This window comes from Pseudomonas cedrina subsp. cedrina, from assembly GCF_001983175.1.
In the GTDB taxonomy this organism is placed as follows: Bacteria; Pseudomonadota; Gammaproteobacteria; order Pseudomonadales; family Pseudomonadaceae; genus Aquipseudomonas; species Aquipseudomonas cedrina.
This window is the reverse complement of the sequence record NZ_MNPW01000004.1, coordinates 308,404-324,179: the sequence shown is the minus strand read 5'-3', so window position 1 is coordinate 324,179 and position 15,776 is coordinate 308,404. Positions and strand designations below refer to the sequence as shown.

The window sequence follows — 15,776 nt, the reverse complement described above, 5'->3', positions numbered from 1 at the left end:
AGACGCAAAAAAACCCGGCGTAAAAGCCGGGTTTCTTTAAGCTGCAATCAATGCAAAATCTGGCTCAAGAACAACTTGGTCCGATCATTCTGCGGGTTGTCGAAGAAGTCATTCGGCGCCGCCTGCTCGACGATCTCGCCCTTGTCCATGAAGATGACCCGGTTGGCCACAGTGCGCGCAAAACCCATCTCGTGGGTCACGCACAACATGGTCATGCCGTCTTCGGCCAGGCCGATCATGGTGTCCAATACCTCTTTCACCATCTCCGGATCGAGCGCCGACGTCGGCTCATCGAACAGCATGATTTTCGGCTTCATGCACAAGGCACGGGCAATCGCTACGCGCTGCTGCTGACCGCCGGACAGTTGCCCGGGGAACTTGTGCGCCTGCTCCGGAATGCGCACGCGCTCAAGATAATGCATGGCAATTTCCTCGGCCTTGCGCTTGGGCATCTTGCGCACCCACATCGGCGCCAGCGTGCAGTTTTGCAGGATGGTCAGGTGCGGGAACAGGTTGAAGTGCTGGAACACCATGCCGACTTCACGGCGGATCGCTTCGATCTGCTTCAAATCGTTGGTCAGTTCCACGCCATCGACCACGATGCGGCCTTGCTGGTGCTCTTCCAAACGGTTGAGGCAGCGGATGGTGGTGGACTTGCCCGAACCCGACGGGCCGCACAGCACGATGCGCTCGCCCTGCTTGACGTTGAGGTTGATGTCTTTCAACACGTGGAACTGGCCGTACCACTTGTTGACGCCCTGCATCTGGATAATGCCTTCAGGGCTCATAGGCTGTTTGATCGCTTCGCTCATAACAACAACTCCTAACGCTTATGGCCTGTGTCGAGCTTGTGTTCCAAATGAATGGAATAGCGCGACATACCAAAACAGAAAATCCAGAACACCAGGGCGGCGAACACGTAGCCTTCGGTGGCCATGCCCAACCATTTGGGGTCGGCGGCGGCTTGCTTGACGCTGTTGAGCAGGTCGAACAGGCCGATGATGATCACCAAACTCGTATCCTTGAACAACGCGATAAACGTGTTGACGATGCCGGGGATCACCATCTTCAGCGCCTGCGGCAGGATCACCAGGCCCATGCTGCGCCAGTAACCCAGGCCCATCGCCGCGGCCGCTTCGTACTGGCCCTTGGGAATCGCCTGCAAGCCACCGCGCACCACTTCGGCCACGTAGGCCGATTGGAACAGGATTACGCCGATCAATGCGCGCAGCAGCTTGTCGAAGTTCATACCTTCGGGCAGGAATAGCGGCAGCATCACCGAGGCCATGAACAGCACGGTGATCAACGGCACGCCGCGCCAGAACTCGATGAAGGTCACACACAGCACGCGAATCGCCGGCATATTCGAACGTCGTCCCAGCGCCAGCACGATGCCCAGCGGCAAGGCGCCGGCGATGCCCACGGTGGCGATCACCAGGGTCAGCATCAGGCCGCCCCATTGGTGGGCTTCCACGGTGGTCAGGCCGAAGATCCCACCGCTCAGCAGAAAAAACGCGATGATCGGATACAGCACCAGAAAGCTGAAACCGTAGACCGCCTTGCGCTGGAACCGCGAGATGAACAACGGCGCCACGCCAACAATAGCCAGCCACACGGTCAGGTCTACGCGCCAGCGCAGGTCTGCGGGGTAATAGCCATACATGAACTGCCCGAAGCGCTGCTGGACAAACACCCAGCAGGCGCCCTCCTTGGTGCAATCGGCGCGCGTAGTGCCGACCCAGTTGGCGTCGATGATCGCCCAACTGAGGATCGGCGGAACCACCAGGTAGATCAGGTAGATCGCCAACAGTGTCAGCAGGGTATTGAGCCAGCTGGAAAACAGGTTGGCGCGCATCCATGCCATCGGCCCGAACACCTTGTTCGGCGGCGGCATATCAGGTTTGAAAGTATGTGAACTCATGGGCGTTTCCTCACCGCTCGATCAGCGCAATGCGCTTGTTGTACCAGTTCATCAGCAGGGAAATGCTGATGCTGATCGCCAGGTACACGCTCATGGTGATGGCTATGACTTCGATGGACTGGCCGGTCTGGTTGAGCACCGTGCCGGCAAACAGCGAAACCATTTCCGGGTAACCGATACCGGCGGCCAGTGACGAGTTTTTCGCCAGGTTCAGGTATTGGCTGGTCAGTGGCGGAATGATCACCCGCAGCGCCTGCGGGATGATGACCTTGCGCAGCGTCGGCCCGGGGCGCAGGCCCAGGGAGCGCGCGGCTTCGGTCTGGCCGTGGCTGACGGAATTGATGCCCGAACGCACGATCTCGGCGATAAACGCGGCCGTATAAACAGTCAGTGCCAGCGTCAATGCCAGCAGTTCAGGGATCAACACCCAGCCGCCGACGAAGTTGAAGCCCGCAAGCTTAGGCATTTCCCAGTGCAGCGGCGCGCCGAAAACCAGGGCGCATAAGGTTGGGATCACGATGAACAGCGCCAGGCCCGCCCAGAACTTATGGAACGGCACACCGGTGGCTTCGAAGCGCGTGTTGGCCCAACGTGCCATCAGCACGATTGCCACGATAGCAACGACCACACTGACCACAAACGGCCAGAAGCCGTCAGACGCCAGCGCGGCCGGCATATTCAGGCCCCGGGCGCTCATAAAGAAAGTATCGTTGAAGTTATGGCTGTTGCGCGTCGCTGGCATGGTCAGGAACACCGCGAAATACCAGAACAGGATTTGCAGCAGCGGCGGGATATTGCGGAACACTTCCACATACACGGTCGCCAGCTTGTTGATCATCCAGTTCGGCGACAACCGCGCCACGCCAATCACGAACCCGAGCAGTGTGGCCAGGATCACGCCGATGAACGTCACTAAAAGGGTGTTGAGCAAACCGATCACAAACACCCGGGCATAGCTGTCCGATTCGGTGTAGTCGATCAGGTGCTGCGCGATGCCGAAACCGGCACTGCGCTCAAGAAAGTCGAAACCCGAGGTGATGCCCCGGTGTTGCATGTTGGTCTGGGTATTGTGAAAGAGGTACCAGCCCAGCGAGACCACCGCCACAATCGTGATGATCTGGAAGAGCCACGCACGCACTTTGGGATCGCTGAAGCTGAGCTTCTGCTTGGGTGCGCCGATTTGATTTTGCATGAAGTGCCCCGAAAAGAATGGAACAGAACATCACCCGGCGGTTGGCCCACCGGGTGACAGAACCATCAGCGATCAGCGCACAGGCGGTGCGTATTGAATGCCGCCGTTGTTCCACAGTGCGTTCAGGCCACGGTCGATTTCCAGCGGGGTGCTCTTGCCCAGGTTGCGCTCGAACACTTCACCGTAGTTACCCACTTGCTTGACGATCTGTACGACCCAGTCCTTCTTCACTTTCAGGTCTTTGCCGTATTCGCCGTCGGCGCCGAGCAGACGAGCCACGTCCGGGTTCTTGGTGGACTTGGCTTCAGCTTCGACGTTTTTGGAGGTGATACCGGCTTCTTCAGCGTTGAGCATGGCGTAGCCCACCCAGCGCACGATAGCCAGCCACTCGTCGTCGCCGTTACGTACGACCGGGCCCAGTGGTTCCTTGGAAATGGTTTCCGGCAGCACCACGTAGTCTTTCGGCGCGGCCAGCTTGCTGCGCTGGGCGAACAGCTGGGATTTGTCGGAGGTCAGTACGTCGCAACGCCCGGATTCCAGCGACTTGGCGCTTTCGTCGGAAGTGTCGAAGGTGATCGGGGTGTATTTGAGGTTGTTGCCGCGGAAGTAGTCGGAAACGTTCAGCTCGGTGGTGGTACCGGCCTGGATGCAGATGGTTGCACCGTCCAGTTCCTTGGCACTTTTAACGCCCAGCTTGTTGTTTACCAGAAAGCCGATGCCGTCGTAGTAAGTGATGAAGCCCGGGAATTTCAGGCCCATGCCGGCATCGCGGGAGCTGGTCATGGTGGTGTTGCGGGACAGAATGTCGACTTCGCCGGATTGAAGCGCGGTGAAACGCTCCTTGGCGTTCAACTGGCTGAATTTGACCTTGGTCGCGTCGCCGAAAACGGCAGCGGCCACGGCGCGGCAAACGTCAGCGTCGATCCCCAGGATCTTGCCGCTGGCATCCGGTACCGAGAAACCCGGCAGACCGTCACTCACGCCACATTGCACAAAGCCCTTCTTCTGCACGGCGTCCAGCGTGGCGCCAGCTTGGGCGAAACCACTGACACCCAGTACAGCCGCCGCAGTCACGATGGCCAGGGTGGATTTCAATACCTTCATTCAAACCTCCAGTTGCTCTTGTTGTGTCGGAGCTCGAACTTCAGCGCACCCTTATGAGGCGATATCGACCCGTGTTGGCTTTTTTTGGGGTCAAGCGGCATGAAGTTGTCGCGGTCATTCCAGTTGCTATCCCACGAGCGGCTGTCACTGATAGTGTTACCGTCCTGAGATAGCGCTGACATCGTTCAACACATAGCAAGGCCCGTACCAGAGTGCCGGCTGAGTCGATTCAGCCCACGGTCAATAGAAAAAGATTCAACCGTGCGACATCTTCTTAACAGATCAACCCGTCGCGCACCGTTCCGACGCACCCAATCGGAGCGCGCGCACATTAATGGAGCAGACATGACCGAACCCTTGATTCTTCAGCCCGCCAAGCCCGCAGACGCCTGCGTAATCTGGTTGCATGGCCTGGGTGCCGATCGCTACGACTTCCTGCCGGTGGCCGAAGCGCTGCAGGAAAACTTGCTGACCACCCGCTTCGTTCTGCCCCAGGCGCCGACCCGTGCCGTGACCATCAATGGCGGCTACGAGATGCCCAGCTGGTACGACATCAAGGCCATGAGCCCGGCCCGTTCGATCAGCCTGGAAGAGCTGGAAGTGTCGGCAAAGATGGTGACTGACCTGATCGATGCGCAGAAGAGAACCGGAATAGACGCTTCGCGAATTTTCCTCGCCGGTTTTTCCCAAGGCGGCGCCGTGGTGTTCCACACCGCCTTCCTGAATTGGGAAGGCCCGTTGGGTGGCGTAATCGCCCTTTCCACTTATGCGCCCACCTTCGGTGATGAGCTGGAGTTATCCGCCAGTCAACAGCGCATTCCGACGCTGTGCCTGCACGGCCACTACGACGAGGTGGTTCAGAACGCCATGGGCCGCAGCGCCTTCGAGCATTTGAAGAGCCGTGGTGTCACCGTGACATGGCAGGAATACCCAATGGGCCACGAAGTGTTACCCGAGGAGATACGGGATATCGGCGCCTGGTTGACCGCGCGCCTGGGCTGAACCGGGCGTTTTTGTAGCCGTATGACAGACGCACTACGCCGCGCCCGATTCTTGCATTACACTGGCCGGCGTATATTCCTTAACCAATTGATGAGATGACCGTGCTCAAAGCACTCAAGAAGATGTTCGGCAAAAGCGAGGCTGAGCCGCTCGCGCCAGTTCCCAGTGCTCCTGTCCCGCCAACCGGCAGCCGCAATGACGGCAAACAGCCCGCCAGGACGGCACCTGTTGCCCAGCCGAAGGTAACCGCGCCTGAGCAGGCAAAACCGGCTGAGATCGCCGCCGCGCCAGTCGCGCCAAAGCCGCGCCGCGAACAGGCCCCAAAGCCGGTCGTCATCCCGTGGAAACTCGAAGACTTCGTCGTCGAGCCCCAGGAAGGCAAGACCCGCTTCCACGACTTCGACCTGGCCCCGGAACTGATGCACGCCATCCAGGACCTGGGGTTCCCGTATTGCACGCCGATCCAGGCGCAGGTGCTGGGCTTCACTCTCGCCGGCAAGGACGCCATCGGCCGCGCCCAGACCGGCACCGGCAAGACCGCCGCGTTCCTGATCTCGATCATCACCCAACTGCTGCAGACGCCGCCGCCGAAAGAACGCTACATGGGTGAGCCGCGCGCACTGATCATCGCCCCGACCCGGGAGCTGGTGGTGCAGATCGCCAAGGACGCCGCCGACCTGACCAAGTACACCGGCCTCAACGTGATGACCTTCGTTGGCGGCATGGACTTCGACAAGCAGCTAAAGCACCTCGAAGCCCGCCACTGCGACATCCTGGTCGCCACCCCGGGCCGCCTGCTGGACTTCAACCAGCGCGGCGACGTGCACCTGGACATGGTCGAAGTGATGGTGCTGGACGAAGCCGACCGCATGCTCGACATGGGTTTCATCCCGCAAGTGCGCCAGATCATCCGCCAGACCCCGCCAAAAGCCGAGCGCCAGACCCTGCTGTTCTCCGCGACCTTCACCGAAGACGTGATGAACCTGGCCAAGCAATGGACCACCGACCCGTCCATCGTCGAGATCGAAGCGCTTCACGTCGCCAGCGAAAACGTCGAGCAACACATCTACGCCGTGGCCGGTGCCGACAAGTACAAGCTGCTCTACAACCTGATCAACGACAACGGCTGGGAACGCGTGATGGTGTTCGCCAACCGCAAGGACGAAGTGCGCCGCATCGAAGAGCGCCTGGTACGCGACGGTGTGAACGCCGCGCAACTGTCCGGCGACGTGCCGCAGCACAAGCGCATCAAGACCCTGGAAGGCTTTCGCGAAGGCAAGATCCGCGTGCTGGTGGCCACCGACGTGGCCGGGCGCGGGATTCACATCGACGGCATCAGCCACGTGATCAACTTCACCCTGCCGGAAGTGCCGGACGACTACGTTCACCGCATTGGCCGTACCGGCCGTGCCGGCGCGGCGGGCGTGTCGATCAGTTTTGCTGGGGAGGATGACTCGTATCAGTTGCCGTCGATCGAGGCGTTGCTGGGGCGCAAGATCAGTTGCGAGACGCCGTCGACGCATTTGTTGCGCCCGGTTGAACGTAAACGCCCCCAGGCCGAAACACAGTAAACATGTAGAAGCTGGCTTGTGTGGGAGCTGGCTTGCCTGCGATACAGGCACCGCGGTGTATCAGTTACACCGAAGTGATGCTATCGCAGGCAAGCCAGCTCCCACACTGCGCTCTGCATCTGGCAGGCTATTACCAGCGCTCCGCTGCCGCATGATCGCTGGCGCGCCCTTCCACCCAGCGTGGGCCTTCAGGGGTATTTTCCTTCTTCCAGAACGGCGCCCTGGTCTTCAGGTAATCCATCACAAACGCGCAGGCATCAAACGCCGCCTGCCGGTGTGCACTGGCGGCCGCAACAAACACAATCGGCTCCCCCGGCTCCAGCGCGCCGATGCGGTGCAACACTTCCAGCTTGAGCAACGGCCAACGCTGCTCGGCTTCCACGGCGATCTTGGCCAAGGCCTTTTCGGTCATGCCGGGATAGTGCTCCAGGAACATCCCCGACACGTCGCGACCTTCGTTGAAGTCGCGCACATACCCGACAAAACTCACCACCGCGCCCACGCCGACATTGGCCGCGTGCATCGCGTTGACTTCGGCACCGGGATCAAACGCTTCGACCTGCACACGGATGGCCATGCTCAGCCTCCGGTCACGGGCGGGAAGAAAGCGACTTCATCGCCGGCCTGCAAGGGCTCATCAAGGCTACAGAGTTCTTGATTGCGGGCGCACATCAAGCTGGATTCCTTGAGCACTTCAAACCCCTCATCACTCGCCAACGCCTGGCGCACCGCGTCGACGGTCGCGAAGTCGCCTTCCATCTCGAGGGAGTCCAGGCCAATCGCTTCGCTGTAACGCGCAAAAAACAATACGTTGATGCTCATGCCTGGTCCGCCTTGAAGTGCCCGCTTTTACCGCCCAGTTTTTCCAGCAGGCGAATGCTTTCGATGGTCATGCCACGGTCCACGGCCTTGCACATGTCATAGATGGTCAGGGCCGCGACGCTGGCGGCGGTCAACGCTTCCATTTCCACGCCGGTCTGGCCGGAGAGTTTGCAGCGCGCCAGGATGTGCACCGAGTCTGCACCGTCGGCGCGGAGTTCGACCTTGACGCCGGTCAACATCAGCGGGTGGCACAGGGGAATCAGGTCGCTGGTTTTTTTCGCCGCCTGGATCCCGGCAATGCGGGCCACGGCAAACACGTCGCCCTTGGGGTGGGCGCCGTCGACAATCATTTGCAGGGTTTCGGGCAACATGCGCACCCGCGCTTCGGCCACCGCCTCACGGAACGTCACGGACTTGTCGGTGACGTCGACCATATGGGCGCGACCTTGGGAATCGAGATGAGTCAGCACAGGGATACTCCTGATCAGGAGCAGCGATTGTAAACCCAACCAGGATTAAATGTGGCAGCAGACCTGTGTGGGAGCTGGCTTGCCTGCGATGCAGGCACCGCGGTGTATCAGTCACACCGCGGTGATGCTATCGCAGGCAAGCCAGCTCCCACATAAAGCCAGTTCCCAGGCCAGCCATGTCTACAGATGCGATTCGGCGTATTCGGCCAGAATCGAGCGAGGTACCCCTTGCAGTGCAATATGCACGCCGTTCGGGAAGTCTTTGAAGCGTTCCGTCAGGTAGGTCAGCCCGGAGCTGGTCGCGGACAGGTAAGGGGTGTCGATCTGTGCCAGGTTGCCCAGGCACACCACTTTGGAACCGGCGCCGGCACGGGTGATGATGGTTTTCATCTGGTGCGGGGTCAGGTTCTGGCATTCATCGATCAGGATCAGGCTCTGCTGGAAGCTGCGACCTCGGATGTAGTTGAGGGATTTGAACTGCAACGGCACTTTGCTGAGGATGTAGTCGACGCTGCCATGGGTGTTTTCGTCATCCATGTGCAACGCTTCGAGGTTGTCGGTGATCGCGCCCAGCCACGGCTCCATTTTTTCCGCTTCGGTACCGGGCAAAAAGCCGATCTCCTGGTCCAGGCCCTGCACGCTGCGGGTGGCGATGATGCGGCGATAGCGTTTGGTGACCATGGTCTGTTCGATGGCGGCGGCCAGGGCGAGGATGGTTTTCCCCGAGCCCGCGGCGCCGGTCAGGTTGACCAGGTGGATGTCCGGATCGAGCAGCGCATACAACGCCAGGCTCTGGTAGATATCACGCGGTTTCAGGCCCCAGGCTTCCTGATGCAACAGGGGTTCCTGATGCAGGTCGAGGATCAGCAGCTTGTCGACCTGGATTTCCTTGATCCAGCCGACGAAGCCTTGTTCGTCGATGATGAATTCATTGATGTGCACCGCCGGCAGGTTGTCGATCAGTTGTACCTGGTGCCAGGTGCGGCCATGATCCTGGCGGGTTTCCACCTTGCTGACCAGGTCCCAGAACGAGCCTGTCACGGTGTGATAACCACGCGACAGCATCGAGACGTCGTCGACCAGTTGGTCGGTGCTGTAGTCCTCGGCGGCGATCCCACACGCGCGGGCCTTGAGGCGCATATTGATGTCTTTGGTCACCAGCACCAGGCGCAGGTCCTTGTCGCGCGCGTGCAGGTCGATCAATTGGTTGATGATTTTGTTGTCGTTGAGGTTTTCCGGCAGCAGGCTGTTGGGCTCGCTGCGCTTGCTCATCAGAATCGACAGCAAGCCTTTGGGCCCGCTCTTGCCACGCTGGATCGGTACGCCGACCTCGACATCCTCCGGCGATGCTTCGCCCAGTGTCTTGTCGATCAGGCGGATGGCCTGGCGGCATTCGGCAGCCACGCTGTGGTGCCCGCTTTTGAGTTTGTCGAGCTCCTCAAGCACGATCATGGGGATGGCGACGTGGTGTTCTTCGAAGTTAAGCAGTGCGTTTGGATCGTGGATCAGTACGTTGGTATCAAGCACATAAAGGATTGGCTGGTCGGAAGAAGGGTTACGTCCATGATCATCCATACTCGGTCACCTTTGTGGGAGCCATTCGACGCAATACCTGGGCGGTGCTGCGCCTCGAATCGACCACCGAACACACCTGAGTGACGTCAAGTGCATTGCCCACAGCAGGAGTCTTGGAAGACGCCACCTGTGTTGCAGGTTTCGGCGATCTGACTTCGTAATACCGCAAAACCCATGACAGGAAAAAGCACTTTGACGTTTTTTTGAAGTTTATTTTTCAGGATGACGAATAGCACTAGCCGAGTGCCAGGCAGCCCGCTAAAGTCGGAAGTCCGCCTGCATCGAAATGTCGCGCAAAATTACCCCGAAATTCCCCCGCACCCAACAGGGCCGGGCATTTCAGCGAAACGCCTCCCGGCAGTCCTGCCAACCCAGACCACTTTGCGCCGTCGCTTGCAGCAACATCGGCAACGCCACCCGTGCCTTGTCCTGGGTATCGTGAAACACAATCACGCCCTTGCGCCACAGCAGCATCAACGTCAGCACCCGTTGCGCCGACTCAGCGGCCTTGAGCTTGCCCGGCTCGTCCTGGGAATCGATGTCCCACAGCGCCACCTGCAAGCCTTGGGCCTGGAAAAAACCTTGGCTGTCGGCGCGGCGCTGGCCGTAGGGCGGACGGAACAGCGGCACATAATTCTCCGGCATCAGGTTTTGCACCAGCGCGGCGCTGCGGGTGACGGAGCCCTGCCAATCCACCCAGTGGCTGTGGGAGCGATATTGCCAGCCCTGGGTGCCCACGCACTGGCCCTGGTACAACGCCTGCACCTGCGCAACCGAGCTACGTTCCACGCGGGTTTGCAGGCTGCTGCCGAGGGCAAAGAACGTGGCGTTCATCTTTTGCTTGCGCAGGTAATCGGTGAGCCAGTCGGTGTTGCCGCTGACCGGCGCGGGACCGCCGTCAAATGTCAGGAGGAACAGGCGGTCGTTGAATTCGTCGCCTTTGCGCTCATGCTCGCCGAAACGCGCGACTTCGCTGCTGATCTGCGGGAACAGCGCGGCCTTGCGCAGCAGCTCGTCCAGATAGCGCTCATGAAACGTGTGGCTCGGGGCAGCCCAGCCTATATAGAAAGAGTCTTCGCTTACTTCGAACTTGCCGGTCTGCTCACGCAGGTCGTCCATGCTTTCGACCAGATAGCAGAACGAAGCGTCGACCTCGCAGCTTTCCTGGGCAAAGCTGTAGTTTTCCAGCAAGCGTTGCCAGAGCTGGCGGCGCAGGTCGTCGATGGCGGCCCGGTTGATGATCTTCAAGCCCAGGCGCTGTTTGAGCGCCGCGTCATCCAAGGACTCGCTGGCCAGCAGGCTGTGGGCGAACATCAGGATTTCGGCGCGCGAAGCCACGTCGAACAGCGCTGGCGTGCCGAGCTGCTCGGGCCAGGTGCCACGATCGAGGCTGGCCACGTCCACTGGCGCAGCTTGGGCATTCAGGCACAGCAGGCATGCCGATAATAAAAGCGCGATTCGCACACAGGGTCTCCTTCTCCAGAGTCGTTGGCCACTATAGCGGATCATGCCTATCGCCATCATAGGTGGAGTCAAAACGCCCCAGCCCCTAGAATCGCGCTCACGTTACACGCCACGATTTAAGGAAACGACTTCATGCTGATGGTGATTTCCCCCGCCAAGACCCTCGATTTCGAGACCGCGCCCACGACCCAGCGCTTCACCCAGCCGCAGTATCTGGACCACTCCCAGGAACTGATCGAACAGTTGCGCGAACTGAGCCCGGCGCAGATCAGCGACTTGATGCACGTCTCCGACAAGATCGGCGGCCTCAACGCCGCGCGCTTCGGCAGCTGGACCCCGGCGTTCACGCCGGCCAATGCCAAGCAGGCGCTGTTGGCGTTCAAAGGTGATGTGTACACCGGCCTGAATGCCGAGACCTTCAGCGATGCCGATTTCACCTACGCCCAGGACCACCTGCGCATGCTCTCCGGCCTTTATGGCCTGCTGCGCCCCCTGGACCTGATGATGCCGTACCGCCTGGAGATGGGCACCAAGCTCGCCAACCCCCGTGGCAAGGATTTGTACGCGTTCTGGGGCACGCGCATCAGCGAGTGGCTGAACGAAGCGCTGACCGAACAGGGTGACGACGTGCTGCTGAATCTGGCGTCCAACGAGTACTTCTCGGCGGTCAAGCGCACGGCGCTTAACGCACGGATCATCAACACCGAGTTCAAGGACCTCAAGAACGGCCAGTACAAGATCATCAGCTTCTACGCCAAAAAGGCGCGGGGCATGATGAGCCGCTTTGTCATCCAGGAGCGCATCAACGACCCGGCCAAGCTCAAGGCCTTTGACGCGCAGGGCTATCGCTTCGATGCGCAGCAGTCCAAGCCGGACAACCTGGTGTTCCTGCGCGATCACGCACCGGAATAAGGCGCGCTCGCACAGATATTCAAATGTGGGAGCTGGCTTGCCAGCTCCCACATTTTTTAGCGCATTCCCGCCTTAAAACGTCATGCTTTTGGCGTCAAAAAACATCATGAAGCACATCTAACAATTCTTTCACTCGACATCCGTCGGTTTTTTTCGTAGTGGCACCACTTTTTTTAAACACTAGTGGCACAAAACTATCTCTTCGCGCCAACTACCTGTAACTACTGGCCCAAATTGCAAGTGCTATCAATATAGTATTAGTGCCATCTCTGCCAATATTTCAAAAAATTTCGGGAAACAGGATGAGCGGCCAGGAACTTCGTCTGAACGCACGGCTCATACCACCGGTAACGAAATTCTCTGTTTCTGTAAGAGATGACTTACATAGCGACCCAAGGAAGCAGCCAAGTTGCCCCATCAACTTTGACTCACGGGTCACATCATCGACTGATATGAGTTGAGGGCGGCGATAAGGATCAATTGCTATCCCGAAAGGCCAAGGTAGCGCTTACCCAAATGTGTCAGTGATGACACCCAAGGTGTTGATATTTAAAGGCTCACAGCCTCTATCTGCACCTTGTGGCACTGGCGTCGGCACCTTCCCCCAAGAAGGCCGGCTGCATTTAGGAGCAAGCCCCAATAACAAGGCCAAGTTGCGCACAACTTGAGTGCAATAGTTAGTCACTCACTACTTAACATGCCTGTACGCGGTAAGTCGGCGTCTATTCGCTCAACTTCCGTGGCATTCAGTGACGCTTGCAAAAATGAACTCGCCATCTATTTGGCATGATTAACACCGTCTTCAATGACAATGAGGTAAATGCGATGCGCATCAGCATATTTGGTTTGGGTTACGTTGGCGCGGTATGTGCCGGTTGCCTGTCTGCCCGCGGCCACGAAGTGGTTGGCGTAGACATCTCCAAGGACAAGATTGACCTTATCAATGCAGGCAAATCGCCAATCGTTGAACCCGGTCTGGGCGAGCTGTTGAGCCAGGGTATTGAAACCGGCCGGCTGCGCGGCACCACCAACTTCGCCGAAGCCATTCGCGATACTGACCTGTCGATGATTTGCGTCGGTACGCCGAGCAAGAAAAACGGCGACCTGGAACTCGACTACATCGAAGCGGTATGCCGCGAGATCGGCCTGGTCCTGCGTGACAAAGCCACCCGCCACACCGTGGTCGTGCGCAGCACCGTCCTGCCAGGCACCGTGGCCAACGTGGTGATCCCGATCCTTGAAGACTGCTCCGGCAAAAAAGCCGGCGTCGACTTCGGTGTTGCGGTCAACCCGGAATTCCTGCGTGAATCCACCGCCATCGCTGACTACGACCTGCCACCGATGACCGTCATCGGCGAATTCGACAAAGCCTCCGGCGATGTCCTGCAGTCGCTGTACGAAGAACTCGACGCCCCGATCATCCGCAAGGACATCGCCGTTGCCGAGATGATCAAGTACACCTGCAACGTGTGGCACGCCACCAAGGTGACCTTCGCCAACGAGATCGGCAACATCGCCAAGGCTGTCGGCGTCGACGGTCGTGAAGTGATGGAAGTGGTTTGCCAGGACAAGACCCTCAACCTGTCCCAGTACTACATGCGCCCAGGCTTCGCCTTCGGTGGTTCGTGCCTGCCAAAAGACGTGCGCGCCCTCACCTACCGCGCCAGCTCCCTGGACGTGGAAGCGCCACTGCTCAACTCGCTGATGCGCAGCAACGAGTCCCAGGTACAGAACGCCTTCGACATCGTGTCCAGCCACGACAAACGCAAAGTCGCGCTGCTGGGCCTGAGCTTCAAGGCCGGTACCGATGACCTGCGCGAAAGCCCGCTGGTCGAGCTGGCCGAAATGCTGATCGGCAAGGGCTACGACCTGAGCATCTACGACAGCAACGTCGAGTACGCCCGTGTGCACGGCGCGAACAAAGACTACATCGAAGGCAAGATCCCGCACGTGTCGTCCCTGCTCAACTCGGACTTCGACGACGTGATCAACAACTCCGACGTGATCATCCTGGGCAACCGTGATGAGAAGTTCCGTGCCCTGGCGCAGAACGCACCGCACGGCAAGCAAGTGATCGACCTGGTGGGCTTCATGTCCAAGGCCACCAGTGCGGGCGGTCGCACCGAAGGCATTTGCTGGTAACAGCAACGGCAAGTTCCGGGCTGCAAGCGTACCAATCCCCAGCGCTTGCAGCCTGGAGCCTTCTTCACCTTCGGATGACGCTTATGTCCAAGTTAAAACACGTACTCCTTCAATCCGCCGGCTGGTTGTTCTTCCTGAGCCTGCTGATGGGACTCGCCCTGCTGCTGCCGGCGAGTACGTTCGACTCCGAGTCGAAGAATTTTATTTTCCTGATTGGTGCCGTCGGTATCTGGCGCTACTCGATGGGTGCTACGCATTTCTTTCGCGGCATGCTGTTCCTGTATGTGGTGTACCCGCACCTGCGCCGCAAAGTGCGCAAACTGGGCAAGACCGCCGACCCGTCCCATGTGTTCCTGATGGTCACCAGTTTCCGTATCGATGCGTTGACCACCGCCCAGGTCTACAGCTCGGTGATCCGCGAAGCCATCGAGTGCGGCTTCCCCACCACCGTCGTGTGTTCGCTGGTGGAAATGTCCGATGAGCTGCTGGTGAAAAGCCTGTGGGAACGCATGAACCCGCCGGAGCATGTGAAGCTCGACTTCGTGCGTATCGCCGGTACCGGCAAGCGCGACGGCCTGGCCTTCGGTTTCCGCGCCATATCGCGCCACCTGCCTGATGACCGTGCAGTGGTTGCCGTGATCGACGGCGACACCGTGCTCGCCGAAGGCGTAGTACGCAAGACCGTGCCGTGGTTCCAACTGTTCGGCAATGTCGGCGGCCTGACCACCAACGAGTTCTGTGAAGTGCGCGGCGGCTACATCATGAGCGAGTGGCACAAACTGCGCTTCGCCCAGCGCCACATCAACATGTGCTCCATGGCGCTGTCCAAGCGCGTACTGACCATGACCGGTCGCATGTCGGTGTTCCGTGCCAGCGTCGTCACCGACCCGGGTTTTATCGCCGACGTGGAAAGCGACTCGCTGCAACACTGGCGCCTGGGCCGCTTCAAGTTCCTCACCGGGGATGACAAGTCCAGCTGGTTCAGCCTGATGCGCCTGGGCTACGACACCTTCTACGTACCGGACGCCGCAATCCACACCGTGGAACACCCGCCGGAAAAGAGCTTTATCAAGGCCAGCCGCAAGCTGATGTTCCGCTGGTACGGCAACAACCTGCGCCAGAACTCCCGTGCCCTGGGCCTGGGTGTACGCCGCCTGGGTCTGTTCACCAGCGTGGTGCTGTTCGACCAGCGCGTGTCGATGTGGACCTCCCTGCTCGGCCTGACCGTGGCGATGATCGCCACTTTCAAGTACGGCGGCGCGTTCATCCTCGTCTACCTGCTGTGGATCGGCATCACCCGCCTGATCCTGACCCTGCTGCTGTCGTGCTCCGGCCACAAGATCGGCCCCGCGTACCCGGCGATTCTCTATTACAACCAGATCATGGGCGCGCTGGTGAAGATCTACGTGTTCTTCCGCCTTGATCAACAGTCCTGGACCCGCCAGGACACCAAACTGACCCGCGATTTGGCCAGCTTTCAACGTTGGTTCAACACCTGGTCGTCTCGGACCATGACCTTCTCCGCCGGCAGCATCTTCGTTGCCGTGTTGCTGATGATGGTCTGACCTGCCAAGCCTGAATTAACTAGGAACTACACACAT

14 protein-coding genes are annotated in these 15,776 nt (G+C 59.4%); 5 read left to right on the top strand and 9 right to left on the bottom strand.

Annotated features, from left to right (window positions below):
• Positions 1-47: 47 nt before the first annotated feature.
• From BLL36_RS10055 to BLL36_RS10040, 4 genes are all read right to left on the bottom strand, one after another.
• Positions 48-812, bottom strand: coding sequence for an amino acid ABC transporter ATP-binding protein (locus BLL36_RS10055; RefSeq protein ID WP_076951278.1), 765 nt, complete (start codon positions 810-812; stop codon positions 48-50).
• Between the two features lie 11 nt (positions 813-823).
• Entirely contained in the window at positions 824-1,921 is a 1,098-nt protein-coding gene (locus tag BLL36_RS10050; protein WP_076951277.1) for an amino acid ABC transporter permease, read from the bottom strand.
• Positions 1,922-1,931: 10 nt separating this feature from the next.
• Positions 1,932-3,113: an amino acid ABC transporter permease gene (locus BLL36_RS10045; protein WP_076951276.1), complete on the bottom strand. Its 1,182-nt coding sequence runs from the start codon at positions 3,111-3,113 to the stop codon at positions 1,932-1,934.
• Between the two features lie 72 nt (positions 3,114-3,185).
• Positions 3,186-4,217 (bottom strand): amino acid ABC transporter substrate-binding protein, encoded by a 1,032-nt coding sequence (locus BLL36_RS10040; RefSeq protein ID WP_016978213.1) that lies wholly within the window; start codon positions 4,215-4,217, stop codon positions 3,186-3,188.
• Positions 4,218-4,562: 345 nt separating this feature from the next.
• Here BLL36_RS10040 and BLL36_RS10030 point away from each other — a divergent pair, with 345 nt between their 5' ends.
• Together BLL36_RS10030 and rhlB are read left to right on the top strand one after the other, a co-directional pair.
• Positions 4,563-5,219, top strand: coding sequence for an alpha/beta hydrolase (locus tag BLL36_RS10030; RefSeq protein WP_076951274.1), 657 nt, complete (start codon positions 4,563-4,565; stop codon positions 5,217-5,219).
• A gap of 95 nt (positions 5,220-5,314) precedes the next feature.
• Positions 5,315-6,790: an ATP-dependent RNA helicase RhlB gene (gene rhlB, locus BLL36_RS10025; RefSeq protein WP_162279230.1), complete on the top strand. Its 1,476-nt coding sequence runs from the start codon at positions 5,315-5,317 to the stop codon at positions 6,788-6,790.
• Between the two features lie 130 nt (positions 6,791-6,920).
• Here rhlB and moaE read toward each other — a convergent pair whose 3' ends face one another.
• The 5 genes from moaE to BLL36_RS10000 all read right to left on the bottom strand — a co-directional run bounded on the left by moaE (position 6,921) and on the right by BLL36_RS10000 (position 11,121).
• Positions 6,921-7,367: a molybdopterin synthase catalytic subunit MoaE gene (gene moaE, locus BLL36_RS10020; protein WP_076951273.1), complete on the bottom strand. Its 447-nt coding sequence runs from the start codon at positions 7,365-7,367 to the stop codon at positions 6,921-6,923.
• Positions 7,368-7,369: 2 nt separating this feature from the next.
• Positions 7,370-7,612 (bottom strand): molybdopterin converting factor subunit 1, encoded by a 243-nt coding sequence (moaD, locus tag BLL36_RS10015; protein WP_076951272.1) that lies wholly within the window; start codon positions 7,610-7,612, stop codon positions 7,370-7,372.
• The gene (gene moaC, locus BLL36_RS10010) at positions 7,609-8,082 is read right to left on the bottom strand and encodes a cyclic pyranopterin monophosphate synthase MoaC (protein ID WP_076951271.1); all 474 of its coding nucleotides are present in this window, start codon (positions 8,080-8,082) and stop codon (positions 7,609-7,611) included. The genes moaD and moaC overlap by 4 nt, the downstream gene beginning before the upstream one ends.
• Positions 8,083-8,262: 180 nt before the next feature.
• Complete coding sequence (locus tag BLL36_RS10005) at positions 8,263-9,657, bottom strand: PhoH family protein (RefSeq protein WP_012722339.1); 1,395 nt, start codon at positions 9,655-9,657, stop codon at positions 8,263-8,265.
• 339 nt (positions 9,658-9,996) lie between these two features.
• Positions 9,997-11,121 carry a polysaccharide deacetylase family protein gene (locus tag BLL36_RS10000; protein WP_076951270.1) on the bottom strand — a complete coding sequence of 375 codons (1,125 nt, stop codon included), beginning with the start codon at positions 11,119-11,121 and terminating at the stop codon, positions 9,997-9,999.
• A gap of 132 nt (positions 11,122-11,253) precedes the next feature.
• On the opposite strand from BLL36_RS10000, the gene yaaA reads away from it, so the two are divergent.
• From yaaA to alg8, 3 genes are all read left to right on the top strand, one after another.
• A complete protein-coding gene (gene yaaA, locus BLL36_RS09995; protein ID WP_076951269.1) occupies positions 11,254-12,033 on the top strand; it encodes a peroxide stress protein YaaA in 780 nt (259 codons plus the stop codon).
• 825 nt (positions 12,034-12,858) lie between these two features.
• Positions 12,859-14,175: a nucleotide sugar dehydrogenase gene (locus BLL36_RS09990; protein ID WP_076951464.1), complete on the top strand. Its 1,317-nt coding sequence runs from the start codon at positions 12,859-12,861 to the stop codon at positions 14,173-14,175.
• Between the two features lie 83 nt (positions 14,176-14,258).
• Positions 14,259-15,740: a mannuronan synthase gene (gene alg8 / locus BLL36_RS09985; RefSeq protein WP_162279229.1), complete on the top strand. Its 1,482-nt coding sequence runs from the start codon at positions 14,259-14,261 to the stop codon at positions 15,738-15,740.
• Positions 15,741-15,776: the final 36 nt, after the last annotated feature.